The sequence below is a fragment of the Micromonospora yangpuensis genome, from assembly GCF_900091615.1.
GTDB lineage: Bacteria > Actinomycetota > Actinomycetes > Mycobacteriales > Micromonosporaceae > Micromonospora > Micromonospora yangpuensis.
Genome location: NZ_FMIA01000002.1, coordinates 2,912,518 through 2,935,240 on the forward strand (window position 1 = coordinate 2,912,518; position 22,723 = coordinate 2,935,240).

The following is a 22,723-nucleotide window of genomic DNA, read 5'->3' on the forward strand; positions in this document are numbered from 1 at the left end:
GTGCCCACCGACGACCGTCCACGGATCGGAGTGCTGCTGCCCACCCGGGAGCAGGCCATCACCGGCGACACCGGCATGCCCGCGTTGCTGGACTTCGCCCGCGAGGTCGAACTGCTCGGGTTCGACTCCGTCTGGACGGGCGACTCGCTCGTCGCCCGACCACGACTGGACCCGCTGGTCGTGCTCGCCGCCGTCGGTACGGCCACCACCCGGGTCACGGTCGGCACGGCCGCGATGACCCCGGCGCTGCGCCACCCGGTGCTCGGTGCGAGCATGCTCGCCAGCCTGGACCACGCCTGCGGCGGCCGGTTGACGCTGGGGCTCGGCTCGGGCTTCCCCATTCCGGAGACGGAGGAGGAGTTCGACCTGGTCGGGGCCTCCTTCGCCGGGCGGGCCGGCCGCCTCGACGAGATCGTCGACCTGTGGCGGACCGCGTGGCACAGCCGGGATCCGCAGGCCCCGGCCGACTTCACCGGGCGGCACTGGTCGGCCGCCGGGCTGGACCGGCTGTCGCCGCCGTACCGGCCCGGCGGGCCGCCGCTCTGGCTGGCCAGCAGCGACACCCCCCGGGTCCTGCGCCGGGTCGCCCGCCGTTACGACGGTTGGCTGCCGTTCCTGCCCTCCGCGCAGAGCTACGCCGCCGCCCGGGAGACCATCGTGCGGCTCTGCGTCGAGGCGGGACGCCCCGCCGACGCGGTCACCCCGGGTCTGTACGCCACGCTCACCGTCGACGACGACCGGGACCGGGCCTACGCCGAGCTGGAGCGGTACGTCCAGCGCTACTACGGCCGGTCACTGGAGACGATGAGCCAGATCCAGGCGTACGGCTGGGGCAGCGCCCGGGAGTGCGCCGACTGGCTGGTCGGCTACCTGCGGGCCGGTGCCCGGCACATCGTCATCCGGATCGGGTCGTTGGACCCGCGGCCGCAGCTCGAGCAGATCGGGGAGGTGCTGCTGCCCGCCGTCCGGGCCGCGGCCCTCACCACCACCACCACCACCGCCTGACAGTTGAGGGGAGTACGTCCATGAGCGACCAGTTCGCCGCGACCTCCGGGGCCGGACAGTGGCTCCACCCGGTGGAGCCGTCCCCGGACGCCGCGATCCGGCTGTTCCTGTTCCCGCACGCCGGCAGCGGCGCGATCATCTACCGGGAGTGGGCTGACCTGCTGCCCCGGGACGTCGGGGCGCAGGCGGTCACCCTGCCCGGACGGCACAACCGGCGGGAGGAGGCGTCCCACGAGGACTGGGAACCCCTGATGGACGCCCTGCACGAGGCGATCACCGCCGAGCTGGACGACCGGCCGTACGCGTTCTTCGGGCACTGCATGGGTGCGCAGTTGGCGTACCAGCTCACCGAGCGGATCGAGGCCGGCGGCGAGCGGGGCCCGGTCCTGCTCGGCATGTCCGGCTGGGCGCCGCAGGGGTTCTTCATCCCCACCGAGGAGCAGAGCCGGATGCCCGAGTCCGAGATGGTGGAGTGGATCAAGAAGCTGGGATCGTTCCCCGCCGAGATCTACGACAACCCGCAGATGCTCGCCCTGGTGGTGCCCGCGCTCCGGGCCGACCTGGCGGTCTGCGCCCAGTACGTCGACGACGGCGCCCGGGTGAACTGCCCGATCGCCTCCTACGGTGGGCGGTCCGATCCGCTGATGGAACGGCCTGACGCGATGGACTCGTGGCGGGACCGGAGCCCGCAGTACCTGGGTAACAGCGAGTTCCCGGGTGGACACTTCTACATCGACACGCACGCCCTGGCCGTGACCACCGACTTCGTCCGGCACCTGTACCGGTTCGCGGCGCTGGTCGGCAGCTGACCGGGCACCACGTCTTGGGAGTTCCGGTCGTCGTCCCCGCGGGGTCCACCGTCGTCCGACGGTGGACCCCGCGGTGCGTCACGGCCGGTCGGCAGAGCGGAGAACGAGATGTCCGAGGCCCTGACCGCCGAGCGCCTGCGGGAGCTGATGCCTTTCGCCGCCACGCTCGGGGTGCGCTTCGACCGGCTCGACGCCACCGAGGTCAGCGCCGAGCTGGACTGGTCGCCGGCGCTGTGCACCGTCGGCCAGGTGATGCACGGCGGCGCGCTGGTGTCGCTGGCCGACTCCGTCGGGGGCGTGTGCGCGTTCCTGAACCTCCCGGCCGGGGCGGTCACCACGACCATCGAGGTGAAGTGCAACTTCTTCCTGGCGGTGCGGCGCGGTGTGGTCCGGGCGGTGGCCCGGCCGATGCACGTGGGTCGCAGTGTGATCGTGGTGGCGACCGATCTGCACCAGCTGTCCGGCGGTGACGCGCCGGCCGGCAGCGGGGCCACCCGGGTCGCGCACGCCGTCCAGTCCCAGCTGGTGCTGCGCTGAGCGGCGTGCGCGGTCCCGATCAGTGGCGTCCGGCCGGAGTGGGTTGTTGCGCAGGGGGTGCGGGCAGGTCGACCGAGGTCCCGGTCGTCCGGCCGCCGAGCGCCAGCACGGTGGCGATCATGACGGCCACGCAGCCGGCGATCACGGTGAAGAGCCAGCCCGCGCCGGCCCCGGTCAGCACCGGCAGCAGGACGAAGGGGAGCAGGGCGGCACTGAGCCGGGAGAGCGAGTACGCCGCGCCGGCGGCCGTGGTGCGGAAGCCGGTGGGGTACTGCTCGGCCAGATAGACGTGTGAGGCGGTGGAGAAGACGTTGCTCAGCAACGTGTAACCGAAACCGAAGACCACGACCATGGTCACGTTCGTGGCCAGTCCGAAACCGATACCGCTGGCGGCCATCAGCGCCGCCGACACGCAGATCACCGTCCGCCGCTCGAAGCGGTCCAGCACGGGCACGGCCAGCAGCGAGCCGACCGGGTAGCCGAGGAAGGACAGCGCGGTGTAGCCCAGGCCCTGCACCACGTCGAACCCCTTGACCGCGAGCACCTGCGGGGCGAGGGTGCCGAAACCGTAGTACGCCGTGACCGACAGCAGGCAGAACGTCCAGAGCATGATGGTCCGCCGCCGGTACGGTGCGCTGAACAGCACCCGGTAGCCCGGGGTGGGCGACCGGCGGACCGGCACGTCGGACACCGGTGCCGTCGTGGTCGGCAGCCCGGCCTCGGCCTCCATCCGGCGGACGATGGCGTCGGCCTCGGCGACGCGCCCCTGTTCGGCCAGCCAGCGGGGGGACTCGACCAGTCGGCGGCGCAACACCCAGATCAGTGCCGTGCCGAGCGCGCCGAGGATGAACACCCAGCGCCAGCCGGCGAGCCCGAGGATCGTGCGGGGTGCGAGCCAGAGCGCGGCGAAGCCCACCGCGGGCACCCCGCAGAAGGCGAGACTGTACGCCCAGGCGATGAAGCGTCCCCGGCGTTTGGCCGGCAGCATCTCGGCGAGGTAGCAGTCGGCGAGGGTCTGCTCCGCGCCGATGCCGACACCGGCGAGGAACCGGGTGACGATCAGCCAGGTGGCGTTGGGGGAGAAGGCACCCAGCAGGGTGAAGCTGGAGTAGAGCAGGAGATTGATCATGAAAGCCCGGCGGCGGCCGACCAGATCGGAGAGTCGACCGAGCAGGATCGACCCGAAGAACTGGCCGATGAAACCGGAGGCGAGAAAGAGCTTCAGCGATGTGCCGCCGACGCCGAACTCCAGTTGCAGAACCTTCGAGACGGTGCCGGAGAGATTGCTGTCGAAGTAGTCGAAGAAAAGCCCGACCCCGATGAGCATCGTCATCGTACGGTGCGAGCTGACGATCGGCATCCGGTCGAGCCGGGTGCCGATGGAGCCGGTGTCGGCGGCCGGTCGGTGCACGGGTGTGCTGTTCTTGGGCACGGCTTTCTCCATCGTCGGAAGTGCCCGCCGTACGGAGGCGACCGACCTCGGCGCACCATCCGGTGCCGGACGGTTCCGACGACCGTGGGGAGCTCGGCCCGGGGCGGCGCACGACAGCGGGGTGACAGCAGCACGAAGCTCGCTTTCAACTGCGGGAGGAACCGGTCGGGAACCGTACGGCCAGATCTGGCCAAAGTCCACGCAAGGAGGACCTTGGCCAGATCTGTCGGTGGCCGCCGCGGCGTGGCGGCGGCCGGGGGATGGACGGGGACGCGCCCCGTCGGGTGGGTCAGCCGGGCAGCTTGTCCAGGAACCCGTAGACCGCCTCGAGGCGCCCGTCGGGACCGGCCTTCGCCACGTCGAAGCCGATCGCCAGCGGCTCGCTCGCCCCCTCGGGCGCCAGGCCCCAGCGGAAACGCGCCACGTCGTGGTGGGCGTCCACCGTGTCCAGGAGGCTGAACACCATCCCGGGGAACTGGTCACGGGCGGCACCGATCAGTGCGTTGATGCCGTCGTGCCCACTCACGCTCGCCATCGGGTCGATGTAGGTGGCGTTCTCCGTCCACACCTCCCGGATCTTCTCCAGACGCACCTGCGGGTCCGCCTCGTTCCAGATCTCCAGGTACCGCTCGGCGGTCTTGGCCAGGTCAGACATGATTCACCAACTCCGTTTCCCAGCATGGTCATGACCGTCGGAAGTGACCGGCCGGGTCGAAACATGTCACGCGGCGGTGGGTGGCGTCGATTACGTACCAGGTAATACCGGCTCGGCCGATTGATCAGTGCGGTGTCACCGGATTGTCAGCGGCGCGGCGAAGAATCGTCGCCACGGCGTGGCTCGCCGACGTCAGCGACGAGGAGGTCGTCATGCTGCTGGCCGGAAAGCGGATTCTGGTCACCGGGGTACTGAACGAACGGTCGATCGCGTTCGCCGCCGCCCGGCTCGCGCAGGAACAGGGCGCGGAGGTCGTGTTGACCGGCTTCGGCCGGGCCCTGCGGATCACCCGACGCGTCGCGGAGCGGCTGCCACAGCCCTGCGACGTCCTCGAACTGGACGTCACGGTGCCGGAGCACATCAGCGCGGTCGCCGTCGAGCTGGAGCGACGCTGGGGGCGACTGGACGGTCTGCTGCACGCGGTGGCCTTCGCCCCGGCCTCGGCGCTCGACGGCGGTTTCCTCGACACCCCCTGGCCGGACGTGGCCCGGGCGGTGGAGGTCTCCACGTACTCGTTCGCGGCGTTGACCCGGGCCTGTGCCCCGTTGCTGGCCGCCGCCGGCGGCGGATCGGTGGTGGGCCTGGACTTCGACGCCCGGCAGGTCTGGCCCGGTTACGACTGGATGGGCGTGGCGAAGGCCGGTCTGGAGAGCTGCTGCCGCTACCTGGCGCACACCCTGGGACCGCAGGGGACCCGGGTCAACCTGGTCGCCGCCGGCCCGCTGCGGACCATCGCGGCGACCGCCATCGAGTCGTTCGAGGTGCTCCAGCAGACCTGGCGGGACAGGTCCCCGCTGGAGTGGGACACCACCGACGCCACCCCGGTCGGGCGGGCGGTCTGTGTCCTGTGGTCGGACTGGCTGCCGGCGGTCACCGGCGAGGTGCTCCACGTCGACGGTGGGGTGCACGCGATGGGTGCCGGCGGGGTCCGCGTGGCCCGGGCGTCGGTCCCGGTCGTCCCGACCCCGGTGGCATCGGGGGCGGCGGCGGGGGCGGTCGGCTGATGCGCCGGCTCGGTCACCCGGCGGACCTGACCGCCCTGGTCGGCACCGAACTCGGCGTCAGCCGTTGGCGCACCGTCGACCAGGACGCGGTGGACCGCTTCGCCGCCCTCACCGGCGACCGGCAGTGGCTCCACGTCGACCCGGAGCGAGCCGCCACCGGGCCCTTCGGGCGGCCGGTGGCGCACGGGTTCCTGGTGATCTCGCTGGTGCCGGCGATGCTCGACGAGGTCATCGAGGTGGCCGGGGTCGACCACACGCTGAACAAGGGCGTCGACCGTATCCGGATCGTCGCGCCGGTGCCGGTGGGGTCCCGGGTGCGCGCCCGGTTCGACCTGCCCTCCGCGCGGGTCCGGCCGCTCGGCTACGTGGAGGCGGTCTTCGAGGCGTCCGTGCAGGTGGAGGGAGTCGCTGATCCTGTGCTGCGGGTGGCGGTGACCTACCTGTACCGGGTGGTGGAGGCGGCGGGTCCCGCGAAACCTCTACCTCTGAGGTAATGGACAGCGCACAGAGGGTGTCGCATCATCGGAGGATGACCATCACCGTGAGCAAGCCCGGCGTAGGTGAGCTGCTACGGGACTGGCGTCGGCGGCGCCGCCTCAGTCAGCTGGAGCTGTCCATCCGTGCCGACATCTCCACCCGGCACCTGAGTTTCCTCGAAACGGGCCGTTCTGTCCCCAGTCGGGAAATGGTCCTCCAACTCGCGGATCATCTCGATCTGATGCTGCGTGACCGGAATCGACTCCTGCTCGCGGCGGGATACGCCCCCGTCTATCCGGAGAGCACCCTGGAGGCACCGGAGTTGGCCGCCGTACGCTCGGCGGTGCGTCAGGTGCTGCGCGGGCACGAACCGTATCCGGCGGTGGTCATCGACCGGTCGTGGAATCTGGTGGACGCCAACCAGAGCCTCGCGGTCCTGACCGACCTGGTCGACCCGTCCCTGCTCGCGCCGCCGGCCAACGTCCTGCGCGCGAGTCTGCATCCGGACGGGCTCGCCCCGCACATCGTCAACCTCGGCGAGTGGCGCGCGCACCTGCTGCACCGGCTGCGCCGGCAGGCGGAGTTCAGCGGCGACCCGGCCCTGGCCGAGTTGGAGGACGAGCTGCGCGGCTACCCCTGCCGGGACCCTCGGCCGGAGCACGAGCTGCCGCCGGCCAGTGACATCGTGGTCGCCCTGCGGGTCCGTCGACCGGAGGGGGTGCTGAATCTCTTCACCACCGTCGCCACCTTCGGCACGCCCCTCGACGTGACCGTGTCGGAACTGTCCATCGAGTCGTTCTATCCGGCCGACGAGGAGACCGCGCGGATGTTGCGGGGTAGCCGGGAGTTGGTGGGCATCGGCCGCTGAGATCGGCGGTCGTGGGGCAATACCATGTCGTGTCGGCCGACGTTCGGAGTTTTCCGGAATGTCGTTCTCGAAGGTGATTTTCAATCGCGGGATTCCGCCGGAATCTTATCTCCGAGGTAATCGACAGTCGGCCGGGCGGGAGGCATTCTCGAGGTATGACGAATTCAGCTACCGCGGCGAACCGCGGCACTCGCACCGGGGCCAATGCCGGAAAATTCCTGCGGCTCGCGCTCAAGCTCGACGCCGTCGTCACCGCCGTCAACGGCCTGGCCTATCTGGTCGCCGCTCCGGTGCTGAGCGACCTGTTCGACATCTCCGCCACCAGACTGCGCGGTGTGGGAGTCTTCCTCCTGATCTTCGGTGTCCTGGTGTGGCTGGTCGGCACCCGGCCGGCCGTCTCCCGGGGTGCCGTCGGTCTCGTCGTCGCGGTGAACGTCATCTGGGTGGTGGAGAGCCTGGTGGCGGCGGCGACCGGCCTGGGGCTGGGTGACCCCTCGGTCATCGCCCGGGTCTGGATCGTCCTCCAGGCCCTGGTCGTCGGTCTCTTCGCCGTTCTCCAGCTGATGGGGCTGCGGCGGCAACAGTCCTGAGTGCGCCTGGCGCGCCACCCGGGTCGGACGGGATCCTCCGTCCGACCCGGGTCGGCCCTCGTCGCGGGTCGGGGGTCCCCTGCCGGGTAGACCCACCACGGCACGGACCGACAATTCGTGTAAAACAATCAGATGCATTGACCGGTATGCGCGATGTTCGTCGTGAAGTTGCGCGTATCCGGGAACCGTAGAACTCTCCGGCACGACTATGGACAGTGTCACCGCTACCGACGTCGCACCCGTCAAGGGAGCGCCCGCCGGTCCGCTCGCTGTCACTGTTGCCGGAGGGGAACTGGGCATGAACTGGTACGAGGACGACGAGCTGTGGAGCGGCTTCGCCGAAGTGCTGTTCACCCCGGAACGAGCAGCCCGTGCGGCGGAAGCCGTCGCCACCTCACCGTTACTGCGGTTCGCGCCGGGCACCCACGTCCTGGACCAGTGCTGCGGTACCGGTACCTTCACCGTGCCCATCGCCCGACAGGGCCACCACGTCACCGGGGTGGACCTGAGTCCGGCCATGCTGGCCCGTGCCAGGCGGGCCTGCGACGACGCCGGAGTCGAGGCCGAACTGGTGCGGGCCGACATGCGTGACTACGTGCGGCCGGCACGGTTCGACGTGGTGCTCAACCTGTACACGTCCTTCGGCTACTTCGACACCGACGAGCAGAACCTGCGGGTGCTGCGCAACGCGCACGACTCACTGCGCCCCGGCGGCGTGCTGGTGGTGGACCTGCTGGGCAAGGAATGCTACGCGAGGTGGGCCGGTCAGCCGAAGGTCGTCGATGTCGAAGACGGTCGGGTCTTCATGCACGACACGGTTCTCGACGGCTGGACCCGGTACCGGACCGAGTGGACGCTGGTGCGCGCCGGCGTCGTGCGTCAGGTGAGCCTGACGCAGTGCCTCTACAGTGGCGCCGAGCTGCGTCGGCTCGTCGAGGCGGCCGGCTTCGTCGACGTGCGGTGTTTCGGCGGCTTCGCCGGCCAGCCGTACGACTGCCACGCCACCCGACTCGTCGTTCGCGGCACCCGGGCGGGCTGACATGCTCGTCACCCACCAGGACAGACCAGAGTATCCGCTCGTGCCGGCCCCCACCTGCGTGTCCGGAGTGTGCCACGGCACGCTGGGAGAACTCTTCCAGGGGCCCGTCTCGTACCGTGGGGTGGAGAGCATCGGCATCGTGTCCTTTCCGGTCGACCGCTACACCTGGGCACACTTCGAGCCCGGGAGTGCCGTCGACGCGCTGCCGGCCCTGTCCAAGGCGGCCCGGGCGGTTCGCCTCTTCGTGGACCGCTACGGTCTCGAGCTGCCGGCCGGGCGCTGGAGCAGCCACACGGAGCTGGACGTCGGGGTCGGCATGGCCAGCTCGACCGCCGACATCGTCGCCACGTTGCGGTGCCTGTTCCAGATCTTCAAACTGCCGTACGACGTGCTCGCGGTGACCGAGATCCTCGCCCGGATCGAGCGGGCGGACAGCGTCTTCCTCGACGAGTTCGCCCTCTATCTCAGCGACCGGCACACCGTGGTGCGCGGCTTCGGCACCGCGGTCGGGTTCCACACCTGTTACGTGGTCGAGCCGGCAACGGTCGACACCGCCGCCGTGACGCCCCTGCTGTTGCGGCACTACCGGGCCAACGGCGCCTCCTACCGGGACTGCCTGAACGAGTTGCTGGAGGGGTTTCGCGCCGGCGACAGCGCCGGTGTGGCCCACGCGGCCACCGCCAGCGCCGCCCTGTCGCAGCAGGTGCTGCCCAAGGCGACGTACGACGTGGTGCTGGCCAACCGGGAGCGACTGGGCGCCGACGGGATCTTCGTCGCCCACACCGGCGCGGTGATCGGTTACCTGTTCGCTCGTCGGCTCGCCCGGCAGCGGATGGACGAGGTGTCCGCCTTCTTCCGCGGGCTCGGCCACCAGTGTTCGTTCGCCTGGGGTGGTTATGGCTATCAGTGAGCACATCGCGGAGGCGGTCAAGACCCCGCACCTGGTACGCCTCGGCGAGAACATCGTCCTCGCCCGGTTCGAGACGCTGAAGATCTACTCGGCGCTGGTCGCGGTCCGTACGCTGATCGACCGTGGCGTGGTACGCCGGGGCCAGACCCTGGTGGACAGCTCCAGCGGCATCTACGCCACCTCGCTGGCGATGGCCTGCCACCGGTACGGGATGCGCTGCCACATCATCGCCTCCACGACGGTGGACGTCGCGGTACGCGCCCAGTTGGAGATTCTCGGCGCGACCGTGGAGCAGATGCCCCCGTCGTCCTCGCTGCGACTGGACCAGGAGGCCCGGGTACGCCGGGTTCGCCGGTTGCTGGCCAGGCGTCCCGACGTGTACTGGATGCGGCAGTACCATGACGACATCCACTACCTGGGATACGAGGAGTTCGCCGACCTGGTCGCCGCCGAACTGGGGGTGGGGTCGCTGACGCTCGTCGGTGGGGTCGGCTCGGGGGCCTCCACCGGAGGACTCGTGCGTTACCTGCGTCGTCGGGACGACCGGGTCGAACTGGTCGGACTGCAGCCGTTCGGCAGCGTCACCTTCGGCAGCGAGGAGTTCGACGACCCGGATGCCATCATCGCGGGTATCGGTAGCTCGATACCCTTCGACAACGTGCGCCACGAACTCTACGACGAGGTGCACTGGCTCGATTTCCGGCACGCCATGGCGGGTGCCGTCGCCCTGATGCGCGATCATGCCGTCTTCGCCGGTCTCTCCACCGGGGCCGCCTATTTGGCCGCCCGGTGGCGGGCTGCCCGGCACCCCACCCGGACCCACCTGGTGATCGGTGCCGACACCGGACACCGCTACGTCGACCGGGTCTTCGCCCGGCACCGGGAGGCGTTGGACCCGGCCGGGCTGGCACCACGGGAGATCGGATCCCTCGGCGACCTGACCATGCCATGGTCCACGATGCGGTGGCGGCGACAACCGTATCCACCGTGGTCGCGGGGATGACCGGACAACCGGAGATTCGTCGTTCACGACGGGAACCAGCATGGTTCGACGCTCGACAATGTAAGTGTGACCCTCGCCTGCGTCGAGATGCTCTCGTTCGGTCTCGCCCACCTCGCCCGCGCCGCCGACGAGGCGGGTGAACGGCTGGTGTTGCTGACCGGTGTCGAGCAGCTGTACCTGCACGAGCTCGCCGCGCTGCCACCCGGGGCGATCGACGTCGTGCCGGTCGACACCCACGACCGGGGCGCGGTGGTCGAGCAACTCCGTGCCATCGGCGATCTTCGGGGTGTCATCAGTTCGACCGACACCTGGGGGGTGACCGGAGCCGAGCTCGCCGTCGAGTTCGGACTGCCCGGCATCGATCCCACCGTCATCCGGCGGGTACGCGACAAGGCCCACGTCCGCGACGTGCTGTACCGCGCCGGGTTGAGTCGGTTCGCGTCGTACGCGGTGGACGACGTCGACAACCTGAGCCTGTCCCGGCTGGCTGCGGCCGTCGGGCTGCCCGCCGTGGTGAAGGACACCTCGGGCACCGGCAGCCAGAACGTGTGGCTGGTGCGTGACGCCGAGGATCTCCACCGGCTGCGTCACGGTGCCGGTCGGGCACCCCTGTTCGGGCGGTTGTTCGCCGAGCCCTTCCTGCCCGGTCCGGTCTACAGCGCCGAGACCCTGACCTGGCAGGGGCACACCCACCTGCTGGGGCTGTCGAGCCGGCTCATGTCGCCGCGGCCCTGGTTCCGGGAGGACGTGACGGCCTTCCCCGTGGCGCTGCCCGACGACGACTTCCGAAAGATCGGACAGTGGCTCGGCACGGTGCTGGCCGCCCTCGGGTACACCGACCGGTTCGCGCACATCGAGCTGGCCATGACCGTCGACGGACCGCAGGTGATCGAGGTGAACCCCCGCATCGGCGGGGCGCTTGTCGGTGAGTCGATGTGTCGCGCGCTGGGGTTCAACGTCTACTCCGGACTCGTCGACCTCGCGCTCGGCCGCCGGCCCCGGCTGCTCGACCATCCGCTTCCGGCGCGTGGACCGGCCGTGGCGTTCGTCCTGGCCTATCCGGACCGGGCCGGGGTGTTGGCCGCCGTGCAGGGTCTCGACGAACTCTCCCGCTACCCGGGCAACCCCACCTGGTATCCGACCAAGGCGATCGGCGCGCACATCGCGCACCTCACCGACGCCCGCGGACACGCCGGCATCCTGCTCGCCGAGGGGCCCACCGCGGAGATCGCCACCCACCGGGCGGTGGCCGCGGCCGGTGCCCTGCACGTCGACACGCGTGCCGCAGACGGTACCCACCGCCGCAGCGACCCGTGAACCAGTGGCCCGAACCGACCCACTCGGGCCCTGACGGAGCCGACCCGAACCAGAGAGGCCTGCCGATGCGCCCGCCGTCCGGTGACGTCCAGCTGTCCGTACGCCGGGAACCCTTGCGGTTCGTCGAACCGGTGCGAAGCGCCCGCGGCGTGCTCGCCGCCGTCGACACCTGCATCGTCACCATCGCCCACGGCGGCATCGTCGCCCACGGCGAAGGGCAACCGACGGCGTACGGCGGAGTGTCCCTGGACGAGGTCATCGAGACGCTCGGCGCGCAGGGCGCGCAGGTCCTGGGTCGCGACCTCGGCGATCCGGAGGCCGTCCTCGACCGGATCGAGGCCTGGGACGCGCCGGCCGCGGCCCGGATGGCGCTCGACGGCGCGGTGCACGACTGGATCGGTAAGGCCGCCGGCCAACCCACCTGGAAGTTGCTCGGGATGCCTCGGGGGTTCGGGCCGACGGTGTACACCATCAGCATCGCCAGTCCCGAGGAGGCGGTACACGCCGTGCGCAACGCGCCCCCGGTGGGTGCCTTCAAGGTGAAGGTCGGCAGCGCCGAGGATCTCGCGGTCCTGGTGGCCATCCGGAAGGTCACCGACCTGCCGGTACGTGTCGACGCCAACGAGTCCTGGGACCTCGCGACCGCCCGTGATCTCACGCCCCACCTGCGCCGGCTCGACATCCACCTGATCGAGCAGCCATTTCCCACCACCGCGATCGACGACTTCCACCGCTACCGGGAGGTGCCGGGCCGGCTGCCGGTCTACCTCGACGAGGGCTGCACCGACGCGGCCAGCGTCGTCGCGGCGGCGTCGTACGCCGATGGCATGGTCGTCAAACTGAGCAAGGCCGGTGGAATCCGGGGCAGCCGGCGGGCGATGGAGGCCGCCCGGCGCGCCGGCCTCGGGGTCATGGTCAGCTGTCTGTGCGAGTCGGAACTCGGCATCAGCCAGGCCGCCCAGCTCGCGCCGCTGGCGGACCACGTCGACCTCGACGGTCATCTCTACCTCCTGGATCCCCCGTTCCGGGGGCTCGGCCTCGCCGACGGCCGGATCGTGCTGGGGGAGGGCCCCGGCCTGGGAGTGGTCCCCACGGGCTGAAAGCGAGTCGTGCCAACCGGTCCCCGTCCTGACCCGAGCGCCGGCCCCGTTGACCACCGGTGCCGGACTCCGTCCGCAGACCCATCGTCGAGCACTCGGAGGAACCGACCCATGGAGAAGTACGGTCCGGAAACCTACGGCGACCTCAACGCCGACGTCTACGACCAGTGGCGCACCGACCTCGATCCGACCGATGCCGTCGCCTGCCTGGCCGCGTTGGCGCGGCAGGAGCCCGCCGGACCGGTCCTCGAACTGGCCGTGGGCACCGGTCGGGTGACCATTCCGCTGGCCGCCCGGGGCATCGACCTGCACGGCATCGAGATCTCCGAGGCGATGGTGGCACGGATGCGGACCAAACCCGGCGGGGAGGACATCCCGGTGACCATCGGCGACATGGCCGACGTCGACCCGGGCACCGACGAGCGGTACGCCATGGTCTTCGTCGTCTACACCACGTTCTTCTTCCTGCTGACCCAGGAGGAGCAGGTGCGCTGCTTCGCCAACGTCGCGCAACGGTTGCTGCCCGGCGGCCGGTTCGTGCTGGAGTGCTTCGTGCCGGACATGGGCCGTTACCAACCCACCAACCAGAGCGTGCACACCCACCGGGTGGACCGGGACTCCGTGCGGCTCGTCGCGGTCCGGCACGACCCGGTCGACCAGCGCTTCGACGGGCAGCACGTGCTGCTGACCAATGAGGGGATCCGGCTCGCGCCGGTCGCCATGCGCTACGCCTGGCCCACCGAACTCGATCTCATGGCCCGGATGGCCGGACTGGTCCGCCGGGACCGCTGGGGTGGCTGGCGCGGTGAGCCGTACACCGGCGCCGGCAACCACGTCACGGTCTACCAGAAGCCGGCGACGGACCGGTCGCGGTAGCCCGTCGGCGCCACCGGGCGGCTCCGAGCAGCAACAGCGGCAACAACACACACTGGACGGCGACGACCAACCAGAAACCGGACGGTCTGTTCGCCTCCTCGAACCTGCCGTAGACGGCGCCGCCGACGAGCCCGCTGAGCGACGCACCCACCCCGATGGCGAGCCGCTGCTGTCCGAACGTCACCGTGGCGGACCGTTTCGACTCCGCCAGTGCCGCCAGGTCGTTCCTGAGGAACAACAGGGCGCTGCTGAGGCTGATCACGGCAACCCCGGCGGCGATGGTGACGGGATGGCCGTCGGCGAGTGCGACCATGCCGACGGTGTAACCGGCGAAGCCGACCGCCAGGACGACGGGGTAGCGGGCCCGGCCGACCCGGTTGGCGAGCAGCGGCTGCACGGCGACCTGGATGAGGGCGTAACCCATCATCACCGCGCCGTAGAACGCCGCCGCCATCCGGCCCTCCGCGTACACGGCCAGGTACTGGTAGAAGTGCATGTTGAGATAGAACGTCAGCGCGGTGAGGGCGAAGGGCAGCACGGCCATGCCGTGCAGCATCCGCCGGAACGGCTCGACGGCGGGCGTCTGTTCGCCCACGGGCTCCCGGCGGAGGAAGAGGTGGCTGACCGCCACGACCAGGTAGAGCGCGGTGACCACGGCGAAGGTGCCGCCCGAGTTGTGCACGAACAGGGCACCCACCACCGGGCCGACCGCGATACCGAGGCTGCCGGCCGCGTTGCCCGCCGAGACCAGGCGCGGACGCTGCCCGGCGTCGGCGCCGCAGAGCAGGTAGCTGCGGTACGCCGGTGAGTAGAGCGATCCCGCCGCGGAGATCAGCAGGATGCCCGCGACGGTGAACCCGACCCGGTGGCCGCCGGCGAGGAAGGCCGTCCCGCCGAGGCTGTACAGCAGTAGGGCCCCGATCAGGGAACGCCGCAGGCCGAGCCGTTCGGCCAGGGCGGCGGTGACCGTGGCGCTGCCGTACTGGACCATCGTCCCCAGGCCCAGGATGAGGCCTACCTGTTCCATCCCGACGCCCATCCGGTCCCGCAGCAGGACGGCCAGGTACGGGTAGAGCGCGAAGCTTCCGACGTTGACCAGGAAGCCGCCCACCAGCACGGTGAGTTGCGCCCCGGTGAAGCGGTGACCGGGTCTGCCGTGCGGCCGGCGGCGGTTGCGGGTACCGGCCCGCGGCGATGTGGGCGCGACCATCAGACCAGCTCGCGTCGGGCCACGCAGGCGGCGGGGTCGGTGCCGGGCATCCTCCTGGTGGGACGGTCGGTGCTGTCGATGGACCGAGCCCGCATACGGGGCAGCGTCTCACAGATCTCACGGTCGTCGTCGTGCCGTCCGGTCGGAACCTGTCGATAGTTGCGCCGGTCTGCGATTTCGGTCCCGGTGGGAACCAGTCGTGCCGAGGGCGCGACCAATCCCGCAGCACCGGTCTCCGATCGGGGTCAACTTCCGGTCCGTTGAGCGAGAGGTCCGTCGATGACAGCCGAGCAGAGGGCCGGCCCCGGTCGCACCACCGGCACTGACGGCGTCGGGCCGGTGCGGACGGCCAGGGGGTCCGCGTCGACCCCGGCGGGCCGGGCCCTCACCCCGGTGCTCGTGGCGCTGGCCCTGCTCCTGGTCGCCTCGGTCGTGGTCGGGATCGCGCTGGGGCCGACGACGGTGCCGCTGGACGACACGGTCCGCTACCTGCACGCCGCCGTCACCGGTGCCTCGATCGGCAGCGACGAGGTGACGGCGTACTCGATCGTGTGGCAGGTCCGCACCCCCCGGGTCCTGCTGGCGGTGGTGGTCGGCGCCGGTCTGAGCGTGGTCGGGACCGCCTCGCAGGCGATGGTCCGCAACCCGTTGGCCGACCCGTACGTCCTGGGCATCTCCTCCGGAGCCTCGGTGGGTGCCTGTCTGGTGGCCGTCTTCGGGTTGTTCGCCGCTCTGGGGATCTACGCCCTGTCGGTGGCCGCGTTCGCCGGTGCCCTCGTCGCCTCGACCCTGGTCTTCCTGGCCGCCCGCAGCTCCGCCGGCCTCACGCCGCTGCGGCTGGTGCTGACCGGCGTCGCCATGGCCTACGCCTTCCAGGCCGTCACGAGCCTGCTGGTGTTCCTCTCCCCGCGCGGGGACGCCGCCCGGACGATCCTGTTCTGGACCCTGGGCGGCCTGGGTACCGCCAACTGGACGACGCTGCCGGTGGCCACGGCGGTGGTCACCGCCGGTCTGGTGCTGCTCTGGCGTGGCAGCCGGTCCCTGGACGTGCTGTCGATGGGCGACGAGACCTCGGCGAGTCTCGGCGTCGACGCCACCCGGTTCCGCCGGAGGCTGTTCCTGCTCACCGCCGGGATCACCGGCGTCCTGGTGGCGGCCAGCGGGGCGATCGGCTTCGTCGGCCTGATCATGCCGCACATCGTGCGGATGCTCGTCGGCTCCAGCCACCGCCGGGTGCTGGCCGTCGCCCCGCTCGTCGGCGGCTGCTTCCTCGTCTGGGTGGACCTGCTCTGCCGGGTGGTCGTCGCACCGCTGGAACTGCCGATCGGGGTGGTCACCTCACTGATCGGCGTACCGGTGTTCATCGCGCTGATGCGCCGCCGTGGCTACCTGTTCGGAGGACGGTAGATGGACCTGCTGCTGGACAGCCTCACGGTGGCCGTCGACGGCCAGCGGCTCGTCGACGCCCTGGAACTGAAGGTCGGCCACGAGGAGGTCGTGGGTCTGCTCGGCCCGAACGGCAGCGGCAAGTCGACCACCCTGCGGTGTGTGTACCGCGCGCTCGCGCCCACCGCCGGGCGGATCCTGCTCGACGGCGAGGACATCACCATAATGGACCGACGTGCCTGCGCCCGGCGGTTGGCCGCCATGACGCAGGAGCAGCAGGTGGCGCTCGACTTCAGTGTCGCCGAGGTGGTGGCGATGGGGCGGGCACCGCACCGCCGCGACCACGAACGCCTGACCGGCGCCGACCAGGAGTTGTGCCATCAGGCGCTGGCCATGCTCGACGTCGCGCACCTGGCGCACCGCAGTGTGCTGACGCTCTCCGGCGGTGAGCGTCAGCGGGTGCTCATCGCCCGCGCCCTGGTCCAGCAACCACAGGTCCTGGTGCTGGATGAGCCGACCAACCACCTCGACATCCATCACCAGCTGGCCCTGCTCGGCCTGCTGCGCCGGGCCGGGCTCACCACGTTGGTGGCGCTGCACGACCTGAACCTGGCCGCCGCCGCCTGCGACCGGATCGCGCTGCTGCGCGAGGGACGCCTGGTCACCGTCGGTCCGCCCGCGGAGGTGCTGACCCCCGAACTGGTACGGGCGGTGTTCGACGTGGACGCCGTGGTGGTCACCCACCCCAGGACGGGCACGCCGCAGCTGCTCTTCGACGCACCCGCTGGGCCCCTCGGGTAGGGCGGTGCCCCGGTCCCGGGCCCGTCGGGCGGATCCGGGACCGGCCTGGCGGGGCTACCTGCCGATCGAGCGCAGGTACGTGGCCAGCTCCTCGGCCGCTGTCCCGACCCGGGGGCCGGCCATCGCCGCGGCGAAGTCGATCGGGTAGATCTGTCCCTTCCGTACGGCCGTCACGTTCTTCATCTGGGGCGCGTTCATCAGCAGGGCCTTCTTCTGCGCGAAGGGGATCTCGTAGTCGGTGACCACGATGACCTCGGGGTCGGCGGCGACCACGGTCTCCCAGCCGACGCTTGCCCAGGTGTTCTGCACGTCGCTGGTGACGCTGCGACCGCCGGCCTTCTCCACGATCGTCGTCGAGATGCTCGCCCGGCCCGCCACGTACGGCTTGTCCTCGTAGACGTCGGTCACCAGCACGCGCGCCGGGGTGGCCGGCTTTCCCGCCCCCGCGGCGTCGAACCGCCGTTGCGTGTCGGCGACGATCTCCTCCGCCCGGTCGGAGACCCGGAAGATCCGGCCGAGGTTGCGCAGGTCGGTGTAGAGGGCCTCGACCGGTGGGACGACGGCGGTGGGGTTCTCGTCCGCCTTGGCACACGTCTCGGTGAGGAGGTAACTGGCGATGCCGTTCTTGGCCAGGATGGCCGGGGTGATCCCCCGGGACTCCACGAAACCGTGGTTGTGCCCCGCGAACACCCAGTCGGCCTTGGCGTTGAGCACGATCTCCAGGTTGATCCGGCTGTCGCCGAGCCGTTCGACCTTGGCGAAGTCGGCCCGGTACGGCGAGTCGTCGATGCCGCCGTAGATCTTGTTGATGACCCAGCCGCGCATGTGTGGCGCGAGGCCGAGCGAGAACATCATCTCGGTCATCCCGATGTCGTAGACCACCGCCCGCTCGGGCACCCTGTCGTAGGTGACCTGCTTGCCGCAGTTGGTCACGGTGACCGGTTCGGCGGTCGAGGCCTCCGGTTCGACGGTGGCACCACAGCCCGTGCCCGCCAACAGTGCCACGGTGCCGAGCGCCACGAGCCGGTACACCGGTGATCTGCGGATCATGAGTTTCCTTCCAGAGCTACCATTGATCCTCCTGATTGCTGCCGAGGGTGCCCGGCGCGGTTCGGAACCCGCGGGTGAGCACTGTGGTACTGGTCGGTTGGTCGCCGGCGCTGGTTCCCATGGGCACCCGCCGTGCGGTGCCGGGGTCGTGCTGCTCGCCGCGGTGGCGGTCTGGATCACCACCGCGCCGCAGCCGCCGGCGGCGTCCGGTTTCGTCCCGGACCCGGCGACCATGGACACCGCGCTGCGGGGATCGTTCGCCGAGGGTGCCGCCGCCCGCCTGGCGGCCCTGCCGGACGTCCTGATCACGCTCGGCGTTCTCCAGTGGGCGCTGGCGCTGTCGATGTTCCTGCTCGGTCTGGTCGCTGGCCGTCGCCGCGTCCTGACCCGGCCGCAGGAGCACGCCCGGTTGTGGCGTCGGCTCCTGGTCCTCGGCGTGGTCGTCGGGCTCCCCGGCGATCTTCTGCGGCTGGGGCCTCGGGCTCTTCGGTCAGCTGTCGACCTTCTCCGCCGCCCTGGTCTCGGTCGGTGCCTGGCTGGCCCTCACCGTGTTCGCCACGTTCTGGCTGTCCCGGTACCGCTGCGGGCCGTTCGAGTGGCTGCTGCGGGCCTGGTCGTACCGCAGCTGGCCGGCGCTGCGCCTCCCACCGGCCGCGGCCGGGGAGCAGGCCGACGCGCCGCGGCCCGACGCGCCGGCCCGTGTCGGTTCGTGAGGTGACGGGACCGCCCGTCCGGTCGTCGGCCGCGGGCCCGGGGACGCCCCACCGCGGGCGACCGGGCCCGCGCTGTTCATCGACGTCGATCGGGACGGACCGAAGTCACTGTCGCCGGCAGGTGTGGGCGCTAGCGTCCGAGCGATGACGGGAAGACTTGCAGGCAAGGTAGCGATGATCACGGGGACCGGTGGCGGTCAGGGCCGGGCGGCGGCTCTGCTGTTCGCCCGGGAGGGCGCCACAGTCGCCGGCTGTGACCTCAAGACCGAGGGAGCGCAGGAGACCGTCGAGATGGTGCGGGCCGCCGGTGGCGTCATGACGTCGACGCATCCACTCGACCTCGCCGACCGGGACGCGGTCGGCGACTGGGTGTCGGCGGTGGTGGCCGAGCACGGCGGTGTCGACATCCTCTACAACAACGCCTCCGCGCCGCGGTTCGCGGCTGTCGCGCAGATGTCGGTCGACGACTGGCGGTTCACCCTCCGCAACGAGCTGGACGTCGTCTTCCACGTGACCTCGCTGGCCTGGCCCCACCTCGTCGCCCGGGGTGGCGGTGCCGTCGTGAACGTCGCGTCGATGCAGGGCATCAGTGCGATCCGCTCCGCCCCCGGCGGTTTCGCCCACGCGGCGACCAAGCACGGGGTCATCGGCATGACCCGGGAGTTGGCCAACGAGGGTGGGCCGCACGGCATCCGGGTCAACGCCGTCAGCCCTGGCCTGATCATGTCGCCGGCCACCAGCGCCATGGCCGATGTGCCGGGGGTGCTGGACTCCTTCATCGAGCGCCAGGTCATCAAGCGTCTCGGTGAGCCGGAGGACGTCGCCCAAGCGGCCCTCTTCCTGGCCTCCGACGAGGCCGGCTTCATCACCGGGGCGAACCTGGTGGTCGACGGTGGTTACACGGTCGTCTGACCGTCGCTCCCGTCGATCGCGGCGGCGTGCAGCCGGGCCGGGTCGGTCAGGACCAGGCGACGCCGGCGACGTTCGACGAGGCCCTCGGCGCGGAACCGAACCATCGTGCGGGACACCACCTCCCGTACGGACCCGATCGCGTCCGCGATCTCCTGGTGACTCGCGTGGACGATCAGGTCCGGGCCCTCCCGGATCGCCAGGCTGATCAAATGGCGGGCCACCCGCTCCCGGATCGGGCGGAACACGTTCGCCGCGATCAGCTCCCGGTCACGCATGGACTGGACGGCGACCTCCCGGGCCAGCGCCCCGGACAGGGCCGCGTCCTGCCGGGCGGCCGCGGCCACCACGGCCGCCGGGAGGGTCAGGATCCGGCTGGCCTGCACCGCCTCGCCGTTGACCGCCGCGTCCCACAGTGGCGAACGCGCGGTGGGGACCAGACCCATGGCCAACCGCCGTACGCCGATGAGCTGGCCGTGGCCGGCGTAGCGCAGCGTCATGGCTCGTCCGTCCCGGGAGGTGAGGTAGAAGCGGAGCAGGCCGTCGACGACGACGGCGCACAGTGGCGTCTCGGCGTGCAGCGCTCCGGGGTGGAACATCTCACGGGGCGTGAGTGAGACCTCCACGGCCCGTTCCAGCAGGCTTGCCGTCACCTGTGGGGACAGGGCGGCGAACAGCGTGGATTCCCAGGCCCTCCGGGCGGCGGGGGAGAGGCGGTCAACCGGGTGGGTCGCCCCAGGAGACGGGGAGGGCCGGCGGCCCGGCGCGGTGGATACCGTCGTCGGTGGGGCGGCGGCGATGTCCTGGGACAAGAGTCCTCCTCCGTCGGGGTGGAGCCGGGCGGCCCCGCTTGGGCGAAGCAGGACCGGTGGCGCAGCGCGGAACCCGCACCAGACCTGGCGCGGACCATGATCGACGATACGGACGTTTCTGCTGCTTGTCGCCGGTCCACCGACCCGCGACAGCGTCGCCGGAGCGTCTGCGTGGCACCGCTTCGTGACCATGGTCACTGTTCATCGTGGCGCCGTCGGCGAGGCTCGGTCCGTCCCTGATGAGCCGTTCCCTTCGAAGGAGATGCCGGATGACCGTAACGACGCCTGCCCGCCGACTGGTCGAGGAGTACTACGCGCTGATCGACGGCGGTAACCTGCCCGCTGCCTGCGAACTCATGACCGAGGACGTCAAGCTCACCTTCGCCAACGCCGAACCCGTCCACGGCAGGGCGGCCGCCGAAGCGTCCATCAAGTACGTCCTGGACCACTGCGACAGGATCACGCACCGGGTGGTGACCTTCTTCGAGACGGGTGACGCCGACGGCGCCCGCACCGCGTTCTACGAGATCCGGATCACGTACGTCCTGAAGAACGGCAAGGTGCTGGACAATCCCGGTGCGGTCGTGGCGACCGTCGACGCGCAGGGCAGGTTCACCGAGCAGCGCCTGTACGGCGACCTCAACGAGGTCTTCGTACCGTGACGTGACGTGACGCGGGCCGGGTCGTCCCGGTCCCGCTCCACCCGAGGAAAGTGTGATGGCGGTCACGCGAAAGCCGCACCCGATCCGGTCCCGCCCATCGTCTTACCGGGTGTGAGAACAGGCAGGGACCAGGCGGACGAGGGTGAACTCGTGCGCCGGATCGCCCGGGGTGACCGGCGGGCGTTCGACGAGTTCTACCGGCGTACCGCGCCGTGGTTGCAGGTGCGCCTGCGGCGCCGCTGCGCCGACCCCGACCTGGTCGCCGAGGTGCTGCAGGAGACCTACCTCGCGGTGTGGCGGGCGGCCGGCGGCTTCGCCGGTGCCCGGCCCGGCGGCGGGGCGGCGCAGGGCAGTGCCGTGGGCTGGCTGTGGACCATCGCCGCCCACCGCCTGGTCGACGCCTTCCGTCGTCGGGCGCGCACCGACCAGGTAACCCGGGTGCAGCTGACCCCCGGCACGGCCCCCGCCGCCGAGGACGAGGTGATGGCCGCCCGGATCGGCCAGGACCTGGAGCGGGCCCTGCTCGTCCTGCCACCCGAGGTCCGGGCCGCCCTACGGGCGACGGTCCTCGACGGGCTCTCGACCCGCGAGGCCTCGGTGCTGCTCGGCGTACCGGAGAACACCGTGAAGTCCCGCGTCCGCCGGGCCCGGGTCGCCCTGCGGGAGGCCCTGTCGTGACCGACCACCCCAGCCTGACCCAGCTCGACAGGTACGCCGCCGGGGCCCCCGATCTCGACGAGCCCGCCGTCTGGGCCATCGAGGTGCACCTGGAGGACTGCGCCGACTGTCGGGCCCGCCTGGCCGGCAGCACCACCGTGGACAGCCGGGCCGTGCTCGACCGGGTCGCCCTGGCCCTGGAGCGCGAGATCGCGGCGGCACCGCCGCCCGCCCGCCGTAGCCGGTCCTGGTCGGTGCTGCGCCACCGCTGGTTCGTCGGCACCCTCCTGCCGTGGCTGGCGATGACCGGCACCGTGCTCGCCTGCGCTGCCCTGCTCGGCGCGCTGCGGGTCGGGCTGCCCGCCCTGGTGCTGCTGGTCGCACCGCTGGCCCCGCTTCCCGGCGTGGCGGTCGCCTGGCACCGGCGGGCCGACCCGGCCTGGGAGCTGATCGCCACCACCCCCGCCGCCGGCCTGACCACGCTGCTGCGGCGTACGGCCGCGGTGTTGGCGTGTGTCGTTCCCCCGCTCGCCCTGGTCGGTGCCGGCACCGGGATGTCACTGGCCCTGATGCTGCTGCCCTGCCTGGCGTTCACCGCCGCCACGCTGCTGCTGGGAAGCCTCGTCGGGGTACACCGCGCCGCGATCGGCCTGATCACGGCCTGGACGCTGGTGGTGGTCACCCCCAGCGTCGCCGCCGCCCGGCTGCCGGTGCTGCTGTCGGCGGAGAGCACCCGCAGCTGGCTGCTGGCCACGACCGTCCTGACCGTCGTGGCCCTGCTCCGGCTCGACTCGACCCGGCGCCTCTCCCACCACGACTAGACCCCGCCTGCCAGGTACGG

Annotated in this window: 25 protein-coding genes; 20 read left to right on the plus strand and 5 right to left on the minus strand. The window is 71.1% G+C overall.

Features of this window, described 5'->3' with window-relative positions; genetic code table 11:
* From GA0070617_RS13285 to GA0070617_RS13295, 3 genes are all read left to right on the plus strand, one after another.
* Positions 1-1,005, plus strand: coding sequence for an LLM class flavin-dependent oxidoreductase (locus GA0070617_RS13285; protein ID WP_217628798.1), 1,005 nt, complete (start codon positions 1-3; stop codon positions 1,003-1,005).
* Between the two features lie 20 nt (positions 1,006-1,025).
* Complete coding sequence (locus tag GA0070617_RS13290; protein ID WP_091437045.1) at positions 1,026-1,814, plus strand: thioesterase II family protein; 789 nt, start codon at positions 1,026-1,028, stop codon at positions 1,812-1,814.
* Positions 1,815-1,922: 108 nt separating this feature from the next.
* Positions 1,923-2,351: a PaaI family thioesterase gene (locus GA0070617_RS13295; protein WP_091437048.1), complete on the plus strand. Its 429-nt coding sequence runs from the start codon at positions 1,923-1,925 to the stop codon at positions 2,349-2,351.
* Between the two features lie 19 nt (positions 2,352-2,370).
* Here the strand turns inward: GA0070617_RS13295 and GA0070617_RS13300 are convergent, their stop codons facing one another.
* Both GA0070617_RS13300 and GA0070617_RS13305 read right to left on the minus strand, forming a co-directional pair.
* Complete coding sequence (locus GA0070617_RS13300; RefSeq protein WP_229688487.1) at positions 2,371-3,783, minus strand: MFS transporter; 1,413 nt, start codon at positions 3,781-3,783, stop codon at positions 2,371-2,373.
* A gap of 289 nt (positions 3,784-4,072) precedes the next feature.
* Positions 4,073-4,438 carry a nuclear transport factor 2 family protein gene (locus tag GA0070617_RS13305; protein ID WP_091437053.1) on the minus strand — a complete coding sequence of 122 codons (366 nt, stop codon included), beginning with the start codon at positions 4,436-4,438 and terminating at the stop codon, positions 4,073-4,075.
* Between the two features lie 212 nt (positions 4,439-4,650).
* Here GA0070617_RS13305 and fabI point away from each other — a divergent pair, with 212 nt between their 5' ends.
* The 10 genes from fabI to GA0070617_RS13355 all read left to right on the plus strand — a co-directional run bounded on the left by fabI (position 4,651) and on the right by GA0070617_RS13355 (position 13,682).
* Positions 4,651-5,502 (plus strand): enoyl-ACP reductase FabI, encoded by an 852-nt coding sequence (gene fabI / locus GA0070617_RS13310; protein WP_091446353.1) that lies wholly within the window; start codon positions 4,651-4,653, stop codon positions 5,500-5,502.
* Positions 5,502-5,996, plus strand: coding sequence for a MaoC family dehydratase (locus GA0070617_RS13315; RefSeq protein ID WP_091437055.1), 495 nt, complete (start codon positions 5,502-5,504; stop codon positions 5,994-5,996). The genes fabI and GA0070617_RS13315 overlap by 1 nt, the downstream gene beginning before the upstream one ends.
* Complete coding sequence (locus GA0070617_RS13320; RefSeq protein ID WP_091437057.1) at positions 5,996-6,847, plus strand: helix-turn-helix transcriptional regulator; 852 nt, start codon at positions 5,996-5,998, stop codon at positions 6,845-6,847. Before GA0070617_RS13315 ends, GA0070617_RS13320 begins: the two co-directional genes overlap by 1 nt.
* A 155-nt stretch (positions 6,848-7,002) precedes the next feature.
* A complete protein-coding gene (locus GA0070617_RS13325) occupies positions 7,003-7,437 on the plus strand; it encodes a hypothetical protein (RefSeq protein WP_091437059.1) in 435 nt (144 codons plus the stop codon).
* Positions 7,438-7,735: 298 nt separating this feature from the next.
* Entirely contained in the window at positions 7,736-8,476 is a 741-nt protein-coding gene (locus GA0070617_RS13330) for a class I SAM-dependent methyltransferase (protein WP_091437063.1), read from the plus strand.
* A gap of 139 nt (positions 8,477-8,615) precedes the next feature.
* Complete coding sequence (locus GA0070617_RS13335) at positions 8,616-9,386, plus strand: GHMP family kinase ATP-binding protein (RefSeq protein ID WP_229688489.1); 771 nt, start codon at positions 8,616-8,618, stop codon at positions 9,384-9,386.
* Entirely contained in the window at positions 9,373-10,389 is a 1,017-nt protein-coding gene (locus GA0070617_RS13340; RefSeq protein ID WP_091437068.1) for a pyridoxal-phosphate dependent enzyme, read from the plus strand. The genes GA0070617_RS13335 and GA0070617_RS13340 overlap by 14 nt, the downstream gene beginning before the upstream one ends.
* A 66-nt stretch (positions 10,390-10,455) precedes the next feature.
* Complete coding sequence (locus tag GA0070617_RS13345) at positions 10,456-11,706, plus strand: ATP-grasp domain-containing protein (protein ID WP_091437070.1); 1,251 nt, start codon at positions 10,456-10,458, stop codon at positions 11,704-11,706.
* A 65-nt stretch (positions 11,707-11,771) separates the two neighbouring features.
* On the plus strand, positions 11,772-12,806 hold the full coding sequence (locus tag GA0070617_RS13350; RefSeq protein WP_091437073.1) for an enolase C-terminal domain-like protein: 1,035 nt from the start codon (positions 11,772-11,774) through the stop codon (positions 12,804-12,806).
* A gap of 111 nt (positions 12,807-12,917) precedes the next feature.
* Positions 12,918-13,682, plus strand: a complete 765-nt coding sequence (locus GA0070617_RS13355) for a class I SAM-dependent DNA methyltransferase (protein ID WP_091437075.1) — start codon at positions 12,918-12,920, stop codon at positions 13,680-13,682.
* Here the strand turns inward: GA0070617_RS13355 and GA0070617_RS13360 are convergent.
* A complete protein-coding gene (locus tag GA0070617_RS13360; RefSeq protein ID WP_091437079.1) occupies positions 13,642-14,892 on the minus strand; it encodes an MFS transporter in 1,251 nt (416 codons plus the stop codon). The two genes, GA0070617_RS13355 and GA0070617_RS13360, sit on opposite strands and share 41 nt — an antisense overlap.
* A 279-nt stretch (positions 14,893-15,171) precedes the next feature.
* Between GA0070617_RS13360 and GA0070617_RS13370 the strand changes: the two genes are divergently transcribed.
* Positions 15,172-16,299: a FecCD family ABC transporter permease gene (locus GA0070617_RS13370; protein WP_091437083.1), complete on the plus strand. Its 1,128-nt coding sequence runs from the start codon at positions 15,172-15,174 to the stop codon at positions 16,297-16,299.
* Positions 16,300-17,079, plus strand: coding sequence for an ABC transporter ATP-binding protein (locus GA0070617_RS13375; RefSeq protein WP_091437085.1), 780 nt, complete (start codon positions 16,300-16,302; stop codon positions 17,077-17,079).
* Positions 17,080-17,133: 54 nt separating this feature from the next.
* On the opposite strand, the gene GA0070617_RS13380 is transcribed toward GA0070617_RS13375, so the two are convergent.
* Positions 17,134-18,129, minus strand: coding sequence for an ABC transporter substrate-binding protein (locus GA0070617_RS13380; RefSeq protein WP_091437087.1), 996 nt, complete (start codon positions 18,127-18,129; stop codon positions 17,134-17,136).
* Between the two features lie 458 nt (positions 18,130-18,587).
* Here GA0070617_RS13380 and GA0070617_RS13390 point away from each other — a divergent pair, with 458 nt between their 5' ends.
* Together GA0070617_RS13390 and GA0070617_RS13395 are read left to right on the plus strand one after the other, a co-directional pair.
* Positions 18,588-18,842, plus strand: a complete 255-nt coding sequence (locus tag GA0070617_RS13390) for a DUF418 domain-containing protein (protein WP_091437095.1) — start codon at positions 18,588-18,590, stop codon at positions 18,840-18,842.
* Between the two features lie 174 nt (positions 18,843-19,016).
* Positions 19,017-19,754, plus strand: coding sequence for an SDR family NAD(P)-dependent oxidoreductase (locus tag GA0070617_RS13395; RefSeq protein WP_229688490.1), 738 nt, complete (start codon positions 19,017-19,019; stop codon positions 19,752-19,754).
* Here the strand turns inward: GA0070617_RS13395 and GA0070617_RS13400 are convergent.
* Positions 19,739-20,563 (minus strand): Crp/Fnr family transcriptional regulator, encoded by an 825-nt coding sequence (locus GA0070617_RS13400; RefSeq protein WP_139135645.1) that lies wholly within the window; start codon positions 20,561-20,563, stop codon positions 19,739-19,741. The genes GA0070617_RS13395 and GA0070617_RS13400 overlap by 16 nt on opposite strands.
* A gap of 269 nt (positions 20,564-20,832) precedes the next feature.
* On the opposite strand from GA0070617_RS13400, the gene GA0070617_RS13405 reads away from it, so the two are divergent.
* The 3 genes from GA0070617_RS13405 (at position 20,833) to GA0070617_RS13415 (ending at position 22,703) form a co-directional block, all read left to right on the plus strand.
* A complete protein-coding gene (locus GA0070617_RS13405; RefSeq protein ID WP_175440516.1) occupies positions 20,833-21,225 on the plus strand; it encodes a nuclear transport factor 2 family protein in 393 nt (130 codons plus the stop codon).
* Between the two features lie 111 nt (positions 21,226-21,336).
* On the plus strand, positions 21,337-21,903 hold the full coding sequence (locus tag GA0070617_RS13410; RefSeq protein ID WP_175440517.1) for an RNA polymerase sigma factor: 567 nt from the start codon (positions 21,337-21,339) through the stop codon (positions 21,901-21,903).
* Positions 21,900-22,703: a cupin domain-containing protein gene (locus GA0070617_RS13415; RefSeq protein ID WP_091437109.1), complete on the plus strand. Its 804-nt coding sequence runs from the start codon at positions 21,900-21,902 to the stop codon at positions 22,701-22,703. Before GA0070617_RS13410 ends, GA0070617_RS13415 begins: the two co-directional genes overlap by 4 nt.
* Positions 22,704-22,723: the final 20 nt, after the last annotated feature.